General features: G+C 61.1%; 16 protein-coding genes. 10 read left to right on the plus strand and 6 right to left on the minus strand.

The genetic code is table 11. The features are described 5' to 3' along the window. Positions 1-20: 20 nt before the first annotated feature. The gene (locus tag PspR32_RS00195) at positions 21-1,025 is read right to left on the minus strand and encodes an LLM class flavin-dependent oxidoreductase (protein WP_010222665.1); all 1,005 of its coding nucleotides are present in this window, start codon (positions 1,023-1,025) and stop codon (positions 21-23) included. A gap of 222 nt (positions 1,026-1,247) precedes the next feature. Here PspR32_RS00195 and PspR32_RS00200 point away from each other — a divergent pair, with 222 nt between their 5' ends. Beyond that, a complete protein-coding gene (locus PspR32_RS00200; RefSeq protein ID WP_010222664.1) occupies positions 1,248-1,481 on the plus strand; it encodes a DUF1161 domain-containing protein in 234 nt (77 codons plus the stop codon). Positions 1,482-1,484: 3 nt separating this feature from the next. Here PspR32_RS00200 and PspR32_RS00205 read toward each other — a convergent pair whose 3' ends face one another. Both PspR32_RS00205 and PspR32_RS00210 read right to left on the minus strand, forming a co-directional pair. Beyond that, positions 1,485-1,898, minus strand: coding sequence for a PA0061/PA0062 family lipoprotein (locus tag PspR32_RS00205; protein ID WP_010222663.1), 414 nt, complete (start codon positions 1,896-1,898; stop codon positions 1,485-1,487). A 53-nt stretch (positions 1,899-1,951) separates the two neighbouring features. Continuing rightward, positions 1,952-2,365 carry a PA0061/PA0062 family lipoprotein gene (locus PspR32_RS00210; protein WP_010222662.1) on the minus strand — a complete coding sequence of 138 codons (414 nt, stop codon included), beginning with the start codon at positions 2,363-2,365 and terminating at the stop codon, positions 1,952-1,954. Positions 2,366-2,450: 85 nt separating this feature from the next. On the opposite strand from PspR32_RS00210, the gene PspR32_RS00215 reads away from it, so the two are divergent. Then, a complete protein-coding gene (locus PspR32_RS00215; protein ID WP_232531905.1) occupies positions 2,451-3,587 on the plus strand; it encodes an aminopeptidase in 1,137 nt (378 codons plus the stop codon). Here the strand turns inward: PspR32_RS00215 and PspR32_RS00220 are convergent. Together PspR32_RS00220 and PspR32_RS00225 are read right to left on the minus strand one after the other, a co-directional pair. After that, on the minus strand, positions 3,575-4,225 hold the full coding sequence (locus PspR32_RS00220; protein WP_010222660.1) for an HAD family hydrolase: 651 nt from the start codon (positions 4,223-4,225) through the stop codon (positions 3,575-3,577). The genes PspR32_RS00215 and PspR32_RS00220 overlap by 13 nt on opposite strands. A gap of 29 nt (positions 4,226-4,254) precedes the next feature. Next, entirely contained in the window at positions 4,255-4,803 is a 549-nt protein-coding gene (locus tag PspR32_RS00225; RefSeq protein WP_010222659.1) for a gamma carbonic anhydrase family protein, read from the minus strand. 91 nt (positions 4,804-4,894) lie between these two features. Between PspR32_RS00225 and prlC the strand changes: the two genes are divergently transcribed. The 6 genes from prlC to PspR32_RS00255 all read left to right on the plus strand — a co-directional run bounded on the left by prlC (position 4,895) and on the right by PspR32_RS00255 (position 13,159). Next, positions 4,895-6,946, plus strand: a complete 2,052-nt coding sequence (prlC, locus tag PspR32_RS00230) for an oligopeptidase A (protein WP_036995301.1) — start codon at positions 4,895-4,897, stop codon at positions 6,944-6,946. Continuing rightward, the gene (locus PspR32_RS00235; RefSeq protein ID WP_010222656.1) at positions 6,943-7,221 is read left to right on the plus strand and encodes a YheV family putative zinc ribbon protein; all 279 of its coding nucleotides are present in this window, start codon (positions 6,943-6,945) and stop codon (positions 7,219-7,221) included. Before prlC ends, PspR32_RS00235 begins: the two co-directional genes overlap by 4 nt. Before the next feature lie 95 nt (positions 7,222-7,316). Continuing rightward, entirely contained in the window at positions 7,317-9,344 is a 2,028-nt protein-coding gene (locus PspR32_RS00240; protein ID WP_159387938.1) for a M3 family metallopeptidase, read from the plus strand. A gap of 69 nt (positions 9,345-9,413) precedes the next feature. Next, entirely contained in the window at positions 9,414-10,472 is a 1,059-nt protein-coding gene (locus tag PspR32_RS00245) for a PA0069 family radical SAM protein (RefSeq protein WP_010222654.1), read from the plus strand. A gap of 246 nt (positions 10,473-10,718) precedes the next feature. After that, positions 10,719-11,438, plus strand: a complete 720-nt coding sequence (locus tag PspR32_RS00250) for a carbonic anhydrase (protein WP_010222653.1) — start codon at positions 10,719-10,721, stop codon at positions 11,436-11,438. Between the two features lie 155 nt (positions 11,439-11,593). Next, the gene (locus PspR32_RS00255; RefSeq protein WP_174242283.1) at positions 11,594-13,159 is read left to right on the plus strand and encodes a SulP family inorganic anion transporter; all 1,566 of its coding nucleotides are present in this window, start codon (positions 11,594-11,596) and stop codon (positions 13,157-13,159) included. Between the two features lie 111 nt (positions 13,160-13,270). Here the strand turns inward: PspR32_RS00255 and PspR32_RS00260 are convergent, their stop codons facing one another. Next, the gene (locus tag PspR32_RS00260) at positions 13,271-13,918 is read right to left on the minus strand and encodes a hypothetical protein (protein WP_010222650.1); all 648 of its coding nucleotides are present in this window, start codon (positions 13,916-13,918) and stop codon (positions 13,271-13,273) included. Positions 13,919-14,286: 368 nt separating this feature from the next. Between PspR32_RS00260 and coxB the strand changes: the two genes are divergently transcribed. Further along, positions 14,287-15,414, plus strand: coding sequence for a cytochrome c oxidase subunit II (coxB, locus tag PspR32_RS00265; RefSeq protein WP_010222649.1), 1,128 nt, complete (start codon positions 14,287-14,289; stop codon positions 15,412-15,414). Positions 15,415-15,466: 52 nt separating this feature from the next. Further along, a complete protein-coding gene (gene ctaD, locus PspR32_RS00270; protein ID WP_010222647.1) occupies positions 15,467-17,056 on the plus strand; it encodes a cytochrome c oxidase subunit I in 1,590 nt (529 codons plus the stop codon). The last annotated feature ends 5 nt before the right edge of the window (positions 17,057-17,061 follow it).

The following is a 17,061-nucleotide window of genomic DNA, read 5'->3' on the forward strand; positions in this document are numbered from 1 at the left end:
CTTGCCCCGCGATAGGGCTTTCAGCTGCCCAAAACCGTTTGGGCAAGCAGCTCATACGACCGAATCCGGTCCGCATGCTCATACAGGTCGCAGGTAAAGATCAGCTCATCCGCCTCGGTCTGCTCCAGCAACACCTCAAGCTTGGCGCGGATCTTCTGCGGGCTCCCGACCATCGCCAGGCCAAGGAAACTGCCCACCGCTTCACGCTCATGGGGCAGCCACAGGCCGTCCATGGTCGCTACCGGCGGACGCTGCACCAGGCTTTGCCCGCGCATCAGGGCGAGGATGCGCTGATACACCGAGGTGGCCAGGTAATCAGCCTGTTCATCCGTCTCGGCAGCCACCAGCGGCACGCCGAGCATAACGTAGGGCTTGTCGAGCACGGCCGAAGGCTGGAAGTGGTTGCGGTACACGCGAATCGCTTCGTGCAGGTAACGCGGAGCGAAATGCGAGGCGAAGGCGTAGGGCAAACCGCGCATGCCGGCCAGTTGCGCGCTGAACAAGCTCGAACCCAGCAACCAGATGGGCACCTCGGTACCGTACCCGGGTACGGCGATGACCTTCTGATCGGGCGTGCGCGGCCCCAGGTAGCGCACCAGTTCTTCGACATCATCGGGGAAATCGTCGGCACTGCCAGAGCGTTCGCGGCGTAGCGCGCGGGCCGTCATCTGGTCGGAGCCCGGCGCGCGGCCCAGGCCCAGGTCGATACGCCCGGGATACAGGCTGGCCAGGGTGCCGAACTGTTCGGCGATCACCAGCGGTGCATGGTTGGGCAGCATCACCCCGCCGGCGCCCACACGAATGGTTGACGTACCACCGGCCAGGTAGCTGAGCAGCACTGAAGTTGCGGAGCTGGCGATGCCGTCCATGTTGTGGTGCTCGGCCACCCAGAAGCGGTTGTAGCCGAATTTTTCGACGTGTTGCGCCAGGTCCAGGGAGTTGCGTAGAGACTGCGCTGGGCCGCTGTCGGCACGTACCGGCACCAGGTCAAGGGTAGAGATCTTGATATCCGCAAGTTGCTTCATGGGCGTTTGAGCCTCCAGGGCAGTCGATTGGCCGAAATAATCCAACGGCCTTTCTAGCTCTGTATGGGCACATCTGCAGGAATCAATGCCAGGCGTTGTAATCCGTCCCGCGTCGAGGGTCAGCGCAGGACGCGATGCTGTTGAGCTAAGGCAGAACCGTAGTGCGCTTGTTGTGGTCAAATGAGGGTCGCTAAAACGTCTGCTGTCACAAGGAGCTGTTCCATGATCCGTGTTGCAATCGCTGTGCTGGCTTCGCTGCTGGCAACGTCCGCGCTGGCCGCGACGAAAGACTGTGAAGAGCTCAAGGCTGAGATCGAAGCCAAGATCCAGGCTAACAACGTGAGTTCCTACACCCTGGAAATCGTCAGCAATGATGAAGTCAAAGACCAGAACATGGTGGTCGGCAGCTGCGAAAACGGCACCAAGAAGATCATCTACCAGAACAATGATCGCTAGGCGTCAGGGTGTGCAGAACACGTCGTTCGACTCTTCGGCCACGACGTTGCGCTGGGCGTCATAGAGGTAGGCGCTGGGCTGCATGGCCGGGGCGCGGGCTTCCAGACGGTAGCGCTGCCCTGCCTTGAAGTGAGCGAACTTGATCGTCAGGTAGCAGGTGCGCTCGGTCGGGTCGGTACTGAACCCACCGGAATAGATTTCATAATCGAACCTCACCACCAGCTCGTGGGCACCGGGTGTAACCTGAAAGAACCGACCATCAGTCAGGCGCTTTCCGTCAAGCCGCTCGGCCATCACCACTTTGCCCGGTGTGATGGTGTAAAGGTCGACCCAGGCCTGCTTGTTGTCCACAGGGGGCAGGGGGCTGGCGCAAGCTCCCAGGGTACTGATTGCGAGCAGCATCATAGGCTGGCGCATGGCGAACTCCGGCGTGCGGGCTACAAAGCACAAGCATAGCGCCATTCACGCTTTCAGGTACGCTGGCAGCCCGCCGGCAGGCCTTTGCCGACCACATTGCGCTGTTCGTCATAGAGCTTGGCCCAAGGGCGGAAACCGATGCTGCCGGCCTCAAGCTGATAGCGCTGGCCGGCGTTGAAATGCTTGAACTTCACATGCAGCTGGCAATCACGCCACAGCGGCTCGTCGACCGGGCCGATATTGCTTGGATTGACCGGGAACAGGTAGCGCACGGTCAGCTCATGACTGCCTGGCGGTACTTCGAAATAGCGTTTGTCGGCCCAGGCGCGCTCGTCCACTTCCACGGCATGCAGGGTGTCGTCCTGGCCTGATGCGAGGTCGATCCAGGCCTGGTTGGGGTCGGGGGCAGGCAGGCCGGCGCAGCCGGACAGAAGCACAATACCGCTGATGACAAGCAGTGTACGCATGGTAAAACTCCAGCCGGGCAGGATAGTCTTGAAGCTGATGGGTACTTGAGCGAATGACGGGACGCGAATGCTTCGACTATTTCTTTTGTTGCGCTCAAGTCATGGGGCACTCGACCACATTTTGCGCTTCTTGGTTCCCTTGCTGGCCTTCGGGCTGCTGAACGGTTGTGCCAGTGTCAGTTACTACGGGCAACTGGCCAGCGGTCAGTGGCAGCTGTTGCAGGCGCGCCAGCCGGTTGCCGACCTGGTTGCCAATCCGGCCACCGACAGCAAACTGCGTCAGCACCTGCTCAAGGCCGAGCAGGCCCGGGCCTTCGCCAGCGCCCAGCTGAAGCTGCCGGACAACCGCAGTTACCGGGTGTATGCCGACATTGGCAGGCCCTTCGTGGTTTGGAACGTATTTGCCACGCCGGAGTTTTCACTGGAGGCGCAAACCCATTGCTTCCCGATCGCCGGTTGCGTCGCCTATCGCGGTTATTACAAGCAGGGTGCGGCGCGCGGGGCAGCGGCATTACAGAAGCAGCAAGGGCTGGATGTCTATGTCGGCGGTGTTGAGGCCTACTCCACCCTGGGTTGGTTCGACGATCCGATCCTCAGCTCCATGCTCGGCTGGGGCGATGAACGCCTGGCCACGGTGATCTTCCATGAGTTGGCCCACCAACGGCTCTATGTGCGGGACGACACCGCGTTCAATGAGTCTTTCGCCACCTTCGTCGAACAGGAAGGCACCCGCCAGTGGCGCGCGGCGCGGGGGCTGCCGGTGCTGGCCGAGGATGGCAGCCGGCAGCGCGACCAGTTCATCGGGCTGGTACTGGCCAGCCGCGAGCGGCTCAAGGCCTTGTATGCGGCGCCGCTGACCGAAGCCGCCAAGCGCGCAGGCAAGCAGGCTGAGTTCGAACGCCTGCGCGGTGAGTATCGAACCTTGCGCGATAGCCAATGGGGCGGGCGCGGGCGTTATGACGCCTGGATCAATGCCCCGATGAACAATGCCAAATTGCTGCCCTTTGGCCTGTATGACCAGTGGGTACCGGCGTTTGCACAGCTGTTTGTCGAGGTGGGTGGCGATTGGCAGGTGTTCTACCAACGGGTAGAAGCCTTGGGGCGGCTGCCAATCGAACAACGCCAGCAGGCGCTGAAAAGCATCGCGGGTCAAGCCCGCACCTACAGGAGCGGCGGCGCGGCGACTCGACTTGACCCGCGATCGGTTTCTCAGCTGCGCTGAAACGCCTGGTGCAACTGGTTCACGGTCGTAAAGTGATAAGCCGGCTGTTGCGCCGTCAGCTCTTCATGGCTGCCAAAGCCATAGCCGACCGCTACCGCTTCCAGGCCGTTGCTGTGCGCCCCGATCAGGTCGTGCTTGCGATCGCCGATCATCAGGGTTTGCGCCGGGTCCAGGGCTTCCTCGGCCAGCAGGTGGCGGATCAGTTCGACCTTGTTGGTGCGGGTGCCGTCCAGCTCGCTGCCGTAGATCACCTTGAAGTGCTTGGCGAAATCGAAATGGCGGGCGATCTCGCGGGCAAACTCCCAGGGTTTGGAGGTGGCAATGTACAAGGTGCGCCCCTGCCCTTGCAGGGATTCGAGCAGTTCGCTGACGCCGTCGAACACCTGGTTTTCGTACAGGCCGGTGACCTTGAAGCGCTCCCGGTAGAAATTCACCGCGTCCCAGGCCTTGGCTTCATCGAAAGCATAGAACTGCATGAATGCCTGCAGCAGCGGCGGGCCGATGAAGTGTTCCAGGCGCGTCAGGTCCGGCTCGTCGATGCCGAGCTTGGCCAGTGCGTACTGGATCGAGCGGGTGATGCCCAATCGCGGATCGGTCAGAGTACCGTCGAGGTCGAAGAGGATGTTTTGCTGGTGCATGGCAGTCTCGAATAGGGCTGTGGGCAGGTTCACTCGGGCAGGTGGTAGCCTTCGGCCAGGTGCTGATCCTTGAGTTTGACGTAGTTGCCGGCGCTGTAGGGGAAGAACGCGCGCTCCTTCTCGGTCAGGGCGCGGGCCTGCTTGACCGGGCTGCCGACATAGAGAAAACCGCCTTCCAGGCGCTTGCCCGGAGGCACCAGGCTGCCGGCGCCGATGATCACTTCGTCTTCGACGATTGCACCATCCATGATGGTGCTGCCCATGCCGACCAGGATGCGGTTGCCCAGGGTGCAGCCATGGAGCATGACTTTGTGACCAATGGTTACTTCATCGCCGATCAGCAGCGGGAAACCATCCGGGTTGAACGGCCCGGCATGGGTGATGTGCAGCACGCTGCCGTCCTGGACACTGGTGCGCGCGCCGATGCGGATGCGCTGCATATCGCCGCGGATCACCGTCAATGGCCACACCGAGCTGTCGGCGCCGATCTCGACATCGCCCAGCACCACGGCACTGCGGTCGACAAAGGCACGCTCGCCAAGCCTGGGAGTGTGATGCTGGAAGCTACGGATGGCCATGATAGGAATTCTCTTTGGTATGGATAGGGCTGCGGTCGGCGTCGATTGTAATTAAGATGGGGAAGTGTTTCTTCTGCCAAGGTGTTTAACCGTGAGTGCGAACAACCCGCTTCTGCAGTCTTATGACTTGCCGCCCTTCTCGGCGATCCGTGCCGAGCATGTGCAGCCGGCGATTGAACAGATCCTGGCCGACAACCGTAAAGCCATTGCCGACATCCTCCAGGCTCAGGGCAAGCACCCAAGCTGGGCCGGCCTGATCCTGGCCATGGACGAACTCAACGACCGCCTGGGCGCCGCCTGGAGCCCGGTCAGCCACCTCAATGCCGTGTGCAACAGCGCCGAACTGCGTGAAGCCTACGAGGCCTGCCTGCCGGCGTTGAGCGCCTACGCCACCGAAATGGGCCAGAACCGCGAGCTGTTCCAGGCCTATGAAGCGTTGATCGCCAGCCCCGAAGCCGCCGGCTTCGATGTGGCGCAAAAGACAATTCTCGAACACGCCCTGCGTGACTTCCGCCTGTCGGGTATCGACCTGCCGGCCGATAAGCAACAACGTTATGCCGAAGTTCAGAGCAAGCTCAGCGAGCTGGGCAGCCGCTTCTCCAACCAGCTGCTGGACGCCACCCAGGCCTGGACCAAGCACGTCACCGACGAAGCGGCACTGGCCGGCCTGACGGACTCGGCCAAGGCACAGATGGCTGCCGCCGCCCAGGCCAAGGGCCTCGATGGCTGGCTGATCAGCCTGGAATTCCCCAGCTACTACGCGGTGATGACCTACGCTGAAGACCGCGCCCTGCGCGAAGAAATCTACGCCGCCTACTGCACCCGCGCCTCTGATCAGGGCCCTAACGCCGGCCAGTTCGACAACGGTCCGGTGATGGGCGAGATCCTCGACCTGCGTCAGGAACTGGCTCAGCTATTGGGCTACCAGAACTTCGCCGAGCTGAGCCTGGCGACCAAGATGGCCGAGTCCAGCGATCAGGTGCTGAGCTTCCTGCGTGACCTGGCCAAGCGCAGCAAGCCGTTTGCCACCCAGGACCTGGCCCAGCTCAAGGCCTATGCCGCCGAGCAGGGGTGCCCGGACCTGCAAAGCTGGGACAGCGGTTTCTACGGGGAAAAACTCCGTGAACAGCGCTACAGCGTTTCCCAGGAAACCCTGCGCGCCTACTTCCCGATCGACAAGGTGCTGACCGGCCTGTTCACCATCGTCCAGCGCCTGTACGGCATCGAGATTGCCGAGCTCAAGGGCTTCGATAGCTGGCATCCGGACGTACGCCTGTTCGAAATCAAGGAGCACGGCCAGCACGTCGGGCGCTTCTTCTTCGACCTCTATGCCCGTGCCAACAAGCGCGGCGGTGCCTGGATGGACGGCGCCCGCGACCGTCGCCTGACTGCTGACGGCCAATTGCAGAGCCCGGTGGCCAACCTTGTGTGCAACTTCACCCCGGCCGCCCCTGGCAAGCCGGCGTTGCTGACCCATGACGAAGTCACCACTCTGTTCCACGAGTTCGGCCATGGCCTGCATCACCTGCTGACCCGTATCGAGCATGCCGGTGTTTCCGGTATCAACGGTGTGGCCTGGGATGCGGTCGAGCTGCCGAGCCAGTTCATGGAAAACTGGTGCTGGGAGCCTGAAGGCCTGGCGCTGATTTCCGCTCACTACGAAACTGGCGCAGCCCTGCCCCAGGATTTGCTCGAGAAGATGCTGGCGGCGAAGAACTTCCAGTCCGGGCTGATGATGGTCCGCCAGCTGGAATTCTCGCTGTTCGACTTCGAACTGCACGCCAGCCACGGCGACGGCCGCGGTGTACTGCAAGTGCTCGAAGGCATCCGCGACGAGGTCTCGGTCATGCGCCCACCGGCGTACAACCGCTTCCCCAACAGCTTTGCGCATATCTTCGCCGGTGGTTATGCAGCCGGTTACTACAGCTACAAGTGGGCTGAAGTACTGTCGGCCGACGCCTTCTCGCGCTTTGAAGAAGAAGGCGTGCTCAATGCCGACACCGGTCGCGCGTTCCGCGAAGCGATCCTGGCCCGTGGTGGTTCCCAGGAGCCGATGCTGCTGTTCGTCGACTTCCGTGGCCGCGAGCCATCAATCGATGCACTCTTGCGCCATAGCGGCTTGAGTGAGGAAGTGGCGGCATGAGTGATGGGCCTGTGATAACGAAAAAACGCTTTATCGCCGGGGCGGTCTGCCCGGCGTGCAGCGAGCCGGACAAACTGATGATGTGGAGCGAAGACAGCGTTCCGCACCGTGAGTGCGTGGCCTGCGGGTTTTCCGACACCCTTAACGAACAGGGGCTGTCGGTGCCCAAGGAGTTGGGTACCCGGGTCAACAGGGTCGAGGTGAAACCTGCCGCGACCACGGTGCAGACGGTGCAGTTCTTCCCTAATCCGAAGCTGAAGAAACCGGCTGAGTAAGGGCGCGTGGTGCCTTGGGTGCTATTTAGTTGGCACCAGCGAGCGTTAGCTGCAATCCAGAGTAGCGGGCCCAACCCCGCTCTCTGGAACTTGTTATGAGTACCGTTAACCCCTTACTGCGTCATGATGAACCGATCGATTACGCTGCAGTGCGTATCGAACATCTGCAACCTGCAATCGAGCAGGTGATCGCCGATAACCGTGCTGCGCTGAGTATCATCATTGCGCACCAACGTGCACTTCCCACCTGGGATGATCTGGTGCTGGCGGTTGATGCACTGGACGCCCGCCTGAACAACACCTTGTACAACATCGCGCCCCTGATCAATCGCCCAGGTGAGTGGCAGAAAGTTGCCTATCAATGCTGGGGTCTGGCACAAGCCTACTTCGTGGAAAAGCTGCAAAACGTAGAGCTGCTGAGTTTGTACGAGCGTCTCGCCGGCAGCCCTCATGGTCTGAACCTTGATTGGCAAAGCAAAGCGGCGTTGCAACGAACGATCACATCGTTTCGCCTATCAGGGGTACACTTGAACCTCGAGGGCCGTGAAATCTTGCAGATGCTCGAACGGCAGATCAGCGCGTTGCAGAAGACGTTTTCCGAAAACATTTCCCGCTCCAGCAATGACTGGAGCTTGCACCTCATGGATGAGCAGCGACTGCAGGGAGTTTCCGAACTGGACAAGGCCGCAATGGCGGCGTCGGCAAAAAGCAGGAACCTGAACGGGTGGCTAGTTACCCTCGAAGAGCCACTCTACCTGGCAATTATCGAACATGCGCAGGACCGGGATCTGCGTGAGAAAGTCTATCGGGCATATCTGACCCGTGGCGCCAATCCTGACCCTGCCCTCGATAATGCCGGTGTGTTTCAGGCGTTGGCGCAAGCCAAGCAGAAAAAGGCACGTTTACTCGGCTTTGACACCTTTCCCCAGTACAACCTGCAGCTCAAAGGGGGCGCATCTGCGGAACAGGTTTTGGCTTTCCTTAAAGACCTGGTCCGCCAGGCTCGACCGGGGCTGGAGCGGGAAAGGCAGCGTCTGCAAAGTGCGGCGCAGCAACAAGGGCTGGCTCCCATTCAGCCTTGGGATGTTGCCTTCATGCGCAAGCAGAAAGACCACACACCGTTGCGATTGTCAGAGGACGATGTGCGGGCCTGCTTCTCTCTGGATACGGTTTTAAAGGCATTGGTAGACCTGGCCCACAAGCTCTTTGGTTTGGTGCTGACTGAGGCACAGGCAGTTTCTACCTGGGATCCCGATGTTCGTGTGTTTGAAGTAGTGCAAGATCACGCTTTACTGGGATATCTGTACATCGACGCAATCGGCAGGGACGGCAAGTCGCCTGAAGGGGCCTGGACTTATTACGTCTGGAATCGGCACATCGACGCCGAAGGCAAGTATCACAAGAGTGCCGCAGCATTGTTTACCAATGTTGCCGCCGGCCAGGGTGATGTGCCGCCGCTGCTGACTCATCTGGACCTGCGCAAGCTGTTTCACGAGTTCGGTCATTGCCTACACCACCTCATGGTCCGCACTTCGAACTATCACCTGGGTAATATACTGAATCTGGGCCCTGGTGGTGTCGAGATTGCCAGCCAATTGCTGGAGCGCTGGTGCTGGTCGGCGCAGTATCTGGCGGGTATATCCGCTCACTACCAGACTGGCGAACCGCTGACGGTCCAAGCGATGCAGACTTTCCTGGATCAACTGCAGGCGCAGGAGCGTCCGAAGCTGGCGGTCGAACTGGCCAAGTCATTGTTCGATCTAGACCTGCATGGCAATCCGGAAGATGGTCGTAGCGTCCAGAAAAAGGTTGAAGACAGCTTCATTGAGGCGGGGGCCTGGCCACTGGCTGACTTTGAGCGCCCATTGCATGCCTTCGATCACCTGGTTGACGGCTATGACGCGGGCTACTTCGGCTATCTCTGGGCGAACGTCTATGCCTTCGATCTGTTCAGTCGTTTTGAACAGGAAGGTTTGCTCAATCGGCAAACCGGTCGCGAGCTGCAGGATGAGGTGTTTGCGCCTGGCGTTGCGCGTCCCATTCAGACCGGCGTCGAGGCCTTCCTCAAGCGCCCTTCCAGCGCGCTGCCATTCTTGCGCTGGTACGGCCTGATCGCCGGCTGAGCCTGCCCAACGGTGCTGGATCAACGTTTTTGAGTGGTGTACTGTATAAAAAAACAGTATAGGTGCACCATGGTTGCTCCAGCTCCCCTGCGCGGTCGCGGCACCGCCAGCAACCCCCACAACCGCTTCGCCCCCAACCGTTCGGTGGCCGAGGACGACGGCTGGTACCAGGAAGTGCCCCTGACCCAGGGCACCGAAGTGCGCAGCGAAACCGCCAAGAGCATCATCACCCGCAACAACTCGCCCGACCTGCCCTTCGACCGTTCGATCAATCCCTATCGCGGCTGCGAGCATGGTTGCATCTACTGCTATGCCCGGCCCAGTCACGCCTACTGGGACCTGTCGCCCGGGCTGGACTTCGAAACCAAGCTGATCGCCAAGACCAACGCCGCCGCTGTGCTCGAACAGCAATTGAGCAAGCCTGGCTATATCTGCGCGCCGATCAACCTGGGGTCCAACACTGACCCCTATCAACCCATCGAACGCGAGCAACAGCTGACCCGGCGCCTGCTGGAGGTGCTGCTGCGTTATCGCCACCCGGTCACCATCGTCACCAAGGGCTCACTGATTTTGCGTGACCTGGACCTGCTCGCCGAACTGGCCCGGCAGCGTCTGGTGCAGGTGATGATCAGCCTGACCACCCTGGACGACGAACTCAAGCGCACCCTCGAGCCGCGGGCGGCAGCGCCCAAGGCACGGCTGCGGGCGATCCGGGTGCTGACTGAGGCCGGTGTTCCGGTGGGCGTGTTGTGTTCGCCAATGATCCCGATGATCAATGACAGTGAACTGGAGCACCTGCTCGAGGCCGCCAAAGCCAATGGGGCACTGAGCGCTGCCTACATGATGCTGCGTCTGCCGCTGGAGGTGGCGCCGCTGTTCGAGCAGTGGCTGCAGGACCATTATCCGCAACGGGCCAATCATGTGCTCAGCCTGATCCGCCAGAGCCGCGGCGGTGAGTTGTACGACAGCCGCTTTGGTGCGCGCATGCGCGGTGAAGGGGTATTTGCCGAGTTGCTGGCGCAACGCTTCAGCAAGGCGATCCGCCGCCTGGGGCTGAACCGGCGCGAAGGCTACGCGCTTGATTGCAGTGCGTTTTGCCCTCCTGGCGGGCAGATGTCACTGCTCTGATTTTCAATAATGGGTATTGGCCATTAATGTTTTTTTGATATTATCCGGACAACTCTTTGAATCTCTGGAACGCCCGTACTAGAGCCTCGCAATTCAGTTTGAGTTAAGTTTCGCCGAGTAGCGTAGGAATTCAGCCAACAACGGATGTGATTGTTGGCGCGCGTATTTCATCCAACTGTCATACGCCGTTTGAATCATCAACCCGGTAAAATGGACTTAACCTAAAACCGTCAAAGAGGATGAATCATGCCCGTCAAGGACCCATCCAAGGCCGTCCCGGAAGCCCCAGCCGAGAGCGCCGATGCTGCCCTGAAGCATATCGTCGACGGCTTTCTGCGGTTCCATCATGACGTTTTTCCCGAGCAGCAGGAGCTGTTCAAGAAACTCGCCACCGCACAAACGCCCCGTGCGATGTTCATCACCTGTGCCGACTCGCGCATCGTGCCCGAGCTGATCACCCAGAGCTCCCCTGGCGACCTGTTCGTCACCCGCAACGTCGGTAACGTCGTGCCACCTTACGGGCAGATGAACGGCGGTGTGTCCACCGCCATCGAATACGCCGTGCTGGCCCTGGGCGTGCACCACATCATTGTCTGCGGACACTCCGATTGCGGTGCCATGCGCGCGGTGCTCAACCCGCAGAGCCTGGAGAAGATGCCGACGGTCAAGGCCTGGCTGCGCCATGCCGAAGTTGCCCGCACGGTGGTCGAAGACAACTGCTCCTGTGGCAGCGAGCATGAAACCATGCAGGTGCTGACCAAGGAAAACGTCATCGCCCAGTTGCACCACTTGCGCACCCATCCGTCGGTGGCCTCGCGCCTGGCGGCTGGCCAGTTGTTTATCCACGGCTGGATCTACGACATCGAAACCAGCCAGGTCGAAGCCTACGACGCGGCAAGCGACAGCTTCCTGCCGCTTGCCGAAGGCCAGCCGATCCCCTGCGCAACCCCGAGAGGACGCTACTAAGCGTCCCTGACACCCCAAAACGCTGATTGACGGCTGCACCTGACGGGTGCGGCCTTGGTCATCGGCTGCCTTGAATTTCCCTGACGGCCTTGCCGGCACTGTGCTGGCGGTGCGCGCCTGCGCGCGTGTCAGGGGGTGTACCAGCGGCCATTGGAATGGCCATCAAACGTGAGAGAAGGAGTGACACGGTGAACACGACACAAGTAAAAGCGGCATTGCCGCGTGAATTGCTGGCCTCGGTGGTGGTGTTTCTGGTTGCCTTGCCCTTGTGCATGGGGATTGCCATTGCCTCGGGCATGCCGCCGGCCAAAGGCCTGATCACTGGGATTGTCGGCGGTATCGTGGTTGGCTGGCTGGCCGGCTCGCCGTTGCAGGTCAGCGGCCCGGCGGCCGGCCTGGCGGTGCTGGTGTTCGAGTTGGTGCGCCAGCATGGTGTGGCGATGCTTGGCCCGATCCTGCTGTTGGCCGGCCTGTTGCAACTGCTCGCCGGGCGTTTGCGCCTGGGCTGCTGGTTCCGGGTAACGGCGCCAGCGGTGGTGTACGGCATGCTCGCGGGTATCGGTGTGCTGATTGTTTTGTCCCAGGTGCACGTGATGTTCGACAGCGCCCCGCAGCCCTCGGGCCTGGCCAACCTGTTGGGCTTTCCGGCAACCCTGGGCCAGGCGCTGCCACTGGAGCGCCCGGGCAATGGCTGGCAGGCCGGTGCGCTTGGGCTGGGCACCATCGCCATCATGTGGGGTTGGGAACGCTTGCGCCCGCAGTCGCTGCGTTTCGTTCCGGGGGCCTTGCTTGGCGTGGCCTTGATGACCGTGATCAGCATCTGGCTGGCACTGCCGGTGAACCGGGTCGAAGTGCCGGCGAATCTCAGCGAAGCCATCGACTGGCTGCGCCCGGCTGACCTGCTCAACCTCGCCGACCCGAACCTGTTGGTCGCCGCCTTCGCCCTGGCCTTTATCGCCAGCGCCGAAACCCTGCTCTCTGCCGCTGCGGTCGATCGCATGCATAACGGCCAGCGTTCGGATTTTGACCGTGAATTGTCGGCTCAGGGGTTGGGCAATATGCTTTGCGGTGTGCTCGGTGCGCTACCGATGACCGGGGTGATCGTGCGCAGTTCGGCCAACGTCCAGGCCGGTGCGCAGACTCGCTTGTCGGCAATCCTGCATGGCGTCTGGTTACTGGCCTTCGTGGTGGTGTTGAGCAGCGTGCTGCAGCAGATTCCGGTAGCGAGCCTGGCAGGTGTGCTGGTGTATACCGGGGTCAAGCTGGTGGACTTCAAGGCCTTTCGCGGGCTGGGCCGATATGGACGCATGCCGATGTTCACGTATGCGGCGACGGCGTTGGCGATCATCTTCACCGACCTGCTCACCGGCGTGTTGCTCGGTTTTGCCCTGACGCTACTGAAGCTGGCGCTCAAGGCCGCACGCCTGAAAATCAGCGTGGCCAGCCTGGACCAACCGGGCCATCTGGAACTGCGTTTGAGCGGCGCGGCGACCTTTCTCAAGGTGCCCGCGCTGGCCCAGGTGCTTGAAGGCATTCCACCCGCGACCACTCTGCATGTGCCGCTGGCCAACCTCAGTTACATCGACCACTCCTGCCTGGAACTGCTCGAAGACTGGGGGCGTGCCAATGCCGGCAAGGGTTCGCGCCTGCTGATCGAACAGCGGCGGCTCAAGCGCCGGGTCGAGGGGCGAGTACGGACGACGGCGGGGTTGGGGGCCTGATCTGGATTCAGCGGTGTTGCCATCGCTGGCAATGCCAGCTCCCATACCTCGCTCAGGCTCTGCACTGAACCGGTGGGAGCCGGCCTTGCCGGCGTTGCTGGCGCATCAGCCTCAAGCGGATTGATCCAGCTCCAGGCCCACACCCAACTGCCGCGACAGGCATGGCCAGCGCTTCCAGGCGGCACCGGTATCCGGGCTGCTGAGCTTGTCGCGATACTGCTCGACCGACTCCAGGGCAAAGCTCTGGTCATTGAGCATCTCATCCACCGAGTGGTGCACCACTTCATCCAGCTGGTTGGCGAATGCCTCGCCGATCAACTGGTGGGCGATCAGGTTGGCCACGGTAGTGTCCAGCGGGATCAGCGGTTGATTGAAGTGCTTGATGTACAAATCGTTAACTTCTTCCACCAGGCGGTGGGCCAGGTAGGCCTCGTCCAGCAGGCAGCCCAGGCCCAGGTGGGTAGTGGTGATGGCGGGCGGTTGCAGGAAGTACTGCTCGGCGATTTTCAGCACCGGTTTGATCTGCGACTCGATGCCGGCTTCGCGGGCAACGTCATTGGCCGCTTCCAGCAGTTCTGGAACCTGGTCGATATAGGCGCCGACGAAACGGGCCAGAGCGCCTTGGGCATCGGCCTCTGGCAGATGGATCGAAGGGTGCAGGTGTGGCAGCTGTTTTTCGAGTTGCTGTTTCAGTTGGCCGGTTTCGGTCTCATGTTGACGGGCACGGGTGATCTGCTCGCGCAAAGCGGCGATGTTCATGACAACTCCAGGGTAAAGGCGTGACAAACGGAAGACATAAGGTAGCTCGGTTCTGAAAATGGCTAAGACGCATTTGGCATAACCATTAATAAATTAATATTCGGCGATTATATCGAAGTGCCATCATTGTGCTCCAGGCCAGGTAATCCGTGGCTTTGCGCGCAAACGTTCAACTTCTGTTGATGATTTCCCCGCGCGCATTGCCAGGCCGGGGTCGCTGTCTATACTCCGGTTTGAAAGTGATTCGCTGATGAGGCCCGACTGCAGTTCGCAGGGGCTCGGTCGTCGAAGTTCGCAGTCTTGGCCACCGTACCCTTAGCCGTAGGTCCACGCCTCCGGGATAACAAGAACGATAAGGGGAACCCGCAATGATGCGACATCCACATGTCTGGATGGGCCTCCTGTTGTGGTCGGTATTCGGTCAGGCACACGCCGCCTGGACCGTGAACATGGCGCCAGGGGCGACTGAAGTCAGCAACGCAGTGTTCGACCTGCACATGACCATCTTCTGGATCTGCGTGATCATCGGCCTGGTGGTCTTTGGCGCAATGTTCTGGTCGATGATCATCCACCGTCGTTCTACCGGCCAGCAGCCCGCGCACTTTCACGAGCACACCTGGGTCGAGATCATGTGGACGGTGGTGCCGTTCCTGATCCTGGTGGCCATGGCCATTCCGGCGACCAAGACCCTGATCGATATCTACGATGCCAGCGAGTCGGACGTCGACATCCAGGTCACCGGCTACCAGTGGAAGTGGCATTACAAATACCTGGGGCAGGACGTCGAGTTCTTCAGCAACCTGGCCACCCCCGCCGATCAGATCCACAACAAGTCACCCAAGGACGAGCACTACCTGCTCGAAGTCGACCAGCCACTGGTGCTGCCGGTGGGCGCCAAGGTGCGCTTTCTGGTAACCGCCGCCGACGTTATCCATTCCTGGTGGGTGCCGGCCTTTGCGGTCAAGCGCGATGCCATCCCCGGCTTCGTCAACGAAGCCTGGACCCGGGTCGAGAAGCCCGGCATCTACCGCGGCCAATGCACCGAGCTGTGCGGCAAGGACCATGGGTTCATGCCGGTGGTGGTTGAGGTCAAGTCCAAGGCTGACTACGACACCTGGCTTGGCGAGCGCAAGGCCGACGCGGCCAAGCTCAAAGAGCTGACCAGCAAGGAATGGACCCTGCAAGAGCTGATCGAGCGCGGCGACAAGGTCTATCACACCACCTGCGTGGCCTGTCACCAGGCCGAAGGCCAGGGCCTGCCGCCGATGTTCCCGGCGCTCAAGGGCTCGAAGATCGCCACCGGGCCGAAGGAAGCTCACCTGAGCATCGTCTTCCACGGCAAGCCGGGCACGGCCATGGCCGCCTTCGGCAAGCAGCTTTCGGAAGTCGATATCGCCGCCGTGGTGACCTACGAACGCAACGCCTGGGGCAACAACAAGGGCGACATGGTCACGCCAAAAGACGTGCTGGCGATCAAACAGGCAGAAAGCAAATGAGCCGGGTTGATGCGTATCCGCGCCCCAGCCACCGGACTGCAGGAGACAGGACATGAGCGCAGTGATCGACGACCACAGCCAAGGTCATGAGCACGCCCACGGACCGGCCAAGGGCCTGATGCGCTGGGTGCTGACCACCAACCACAAAGACATCGGCACCCTGTACCTGTGGTTCAGTTTCACGATGTTCCTGCTTGGCGGCTCGTTCGCCATGGTCATCCGCGCCGAGCTGTTCCAGCCCGGGCTGCAGATCGTCCAGCCGGAGTTCTTCAACCAGATGACCACCATGCACGGCCTGGTGATGGTCTTCGGTGCGGTGATGCCAGCCTTCGTCGGCCTGGCCAACTGGATGATCCCGCTGATGATCGGCGCGCCGGACATGGCCCTGCCGCGGATGAACAACTTCAGCTTCTGGCTGCTGCCGGCGGCTTTCCTGCTGCTGGTCTCGACCCTGTTCATGCCCGGCGGCGGACCGAACTTCGGCTGGACCTTCTATGCGCCGCTATCGACTACCTACGCGCCGGAAAGCGTGACCTTCTTCATCTTCGCCATCCACCTGATGGGCATCAGCTCGATCATGGGCGCGATCAACGTCATCGCCACCATCCTCAACCTGCGTGCCCCGGGCATGACCCTGATGAAAATGCCGCTGTTCGTCTGGACCTGGCTGATCACCGCCTTCCTGTTGATTGCGGTGATGCCGGTGCTGGCGGGCGTGGTGACCATGATGCTGATGGACATCCACTTCGGCACCAGCTTCTTCAGCGCCGCCGGCGGTGGTGACCCGGTGTTGTTCCAGCACGTGTTCTGGTTCTTCGGCCACCCCGAGGTGTACATCATGATCCTGCCGGCCTTCGGCGCGGTCAGTTCGATCATCCCGGCGTTCTCGCGCAAGCCGCTGTTCGGCTACACCTCGATGGTCTACGCCACCGGGGCGATCGCCTTCCTGTCGTTTATCGTCTGGGCCCACCACATGTTCGTGGTCGGCATTCCGGTGGTTGGCGAACTGTTCTTCATGTACGCCACCATGCTGATCGCGGTGCCCACCGGGGTGAAGGTGTTCAACTGGGTCAGCACCATGTGGGAAGGCTCGTTGACCTTCGAGACGCCGATGCTGTTCGCCATCGCCTTCGTCATCCTCTTTACCATCGGCGGTTTTTCCGGGCTGATGCTGGCCATCGCCCCGGCGGATTTCCAGTACCACGACACCTACTTTGTGGTGGCCCATTTCCACTATGTACTGGTGCCCGGGGCAATCTTCGGCATCTTTGCCTCGGCCTATTACTGGCTGCCGAAATGGACCGGGCACATGTATGACGAAACCCTGGGCAAGCTGCACTTCTGGTTGTCGTTCGTGGGCATGAACATGGCCTTCTTCCCCATGCATTTCGTTGGCCTGGCCGGCATGCCACGGAGGATTCCGGACTACAACCTGCAGTTCGCCGACTTCAACATGGTCTCGTCGATCGGCGCCTTTACCTTCGGCGCCACGCAGATTTTCTTCCTGTTCATCGTCATCAAGTGCATTCGCGGCGGTGTACCGGCGCCGGCCAAACCCTGGGAGGGTGCCGAAGGGCTGGAGTGGTCGGTGCCGTCTCCGGCGCCCTATCACACCTTCCAGACCCCACCGGAAGTGAAATGAACGGC

It is taken from the genome of Pseudomonas sp. R32, assembly GCF_009866705.1.
GTDB classification, from domain to species: domain Bacteria; phylum Pseudomonadota; class Gammaproteobacteria; order Pseudomonadales; family Pseudomonadaceae; genus Aquipseudomonas; species Aquipseudomonas donghuensis.

Bases quoted from the DNA above. Each gene is read 5' to 3' on its own strand.
- PspR32_RS00260 (WP_010222650.1), bottom strand. From the start codon at position 13,918: ATGAACATCGCCGCTTTGCGCGAGCAGATCACCCGTGCCCGTCAACAT.
- PspR32_RS00210 (WP_010222662.1), bottom strand. From the start codon at position 2,365: ATGCGTACACTGCTTGTCATCAGCGGTATTGTGCTTCTGTCCGGCTGC.
- PspR32_RS00225 (WP_010222659.1), bottom strand. From the start codon at position 4,803: ATGGCCATCCGTAGCTTCCAGCATCACACTCCCAGGCTTGGCGAGCGT.
- ctaD (WP_010222647.1), top strand. From the start codon at position 15,467: ATGAGCGCAGTGATCGACGACCACAGCCAAGGTCATGAGCACGCCCAC.
- PspR32_RS00245 (WP_010222654.1), top strand. From the start codon at position 9,414: ATGGTTGCTCCAGCTCCCCTGCGCGGTCGCGGCACCGCCAGCAACCCC.
- PspR32_RS00250 (WP_010222653.1), top strand. From the start codon at position 10,719: ATGCCCGTCAAGGACCCATCCAAGGCCGTCCCGGAAGCCCCAGCCGAG.
- coxB (WP_010222649.1), top strand. From the start codon at position 14,287: ATGATGCGACATCCACATGTCTGGATGGGCCTCCTGTTGTGGTCGGTA.
- PspR32_RS00255 (WP_174242283.1), top strand. From the start codon at position 11,594: ATGGCCATCAAACGTGAGAGAAGGAGTGACACGGTGAACACGACACAA.
- PspR32_RS00235 (WP_010222656.1), top strand. From the start codon at position 6,943: ATGAGTGATGGGCCTGTGATAACGAAAAAACGCTTTATCGCCGGGGCG.
- PspR32_RS00240 (WP_159387938.1), top strand. From the start codon at position 7,317: ATGAGTACCGTTAACCCCTTACTGCGTCATGATGAACCGATCGATTAC.
- PspR32_RS00195 (WP_010222665.1), bottom strand. From the start codon at position 1,025: ATGAAGCAACTTGCGGATATCAAGATCTCTACCCTTGACCTGGTGCCG.
- PspR32_RS00205 (WP_010222663.1), bottom strand. From the start codon at position 1,898: ATGCGCCAGCCTATGATGCTGCTCGCAATCAGTACCCTGGGAGCTTGC.
- PspR32_RS00200 (WP_010222664.1), top strand. From the start codon at position 1,248: ATGATCCGTGTTGCAATCGCTGTGCTGGCTTCGCTGCTGGCAACGTCC.
- PspR32_RS00220 (WP_010222660.1), bottom strand. From the start codon at position 4,225: ATGCACCAGCAAAACATCCTCTTCGACCTCGACGGTACTCTGACCGAT.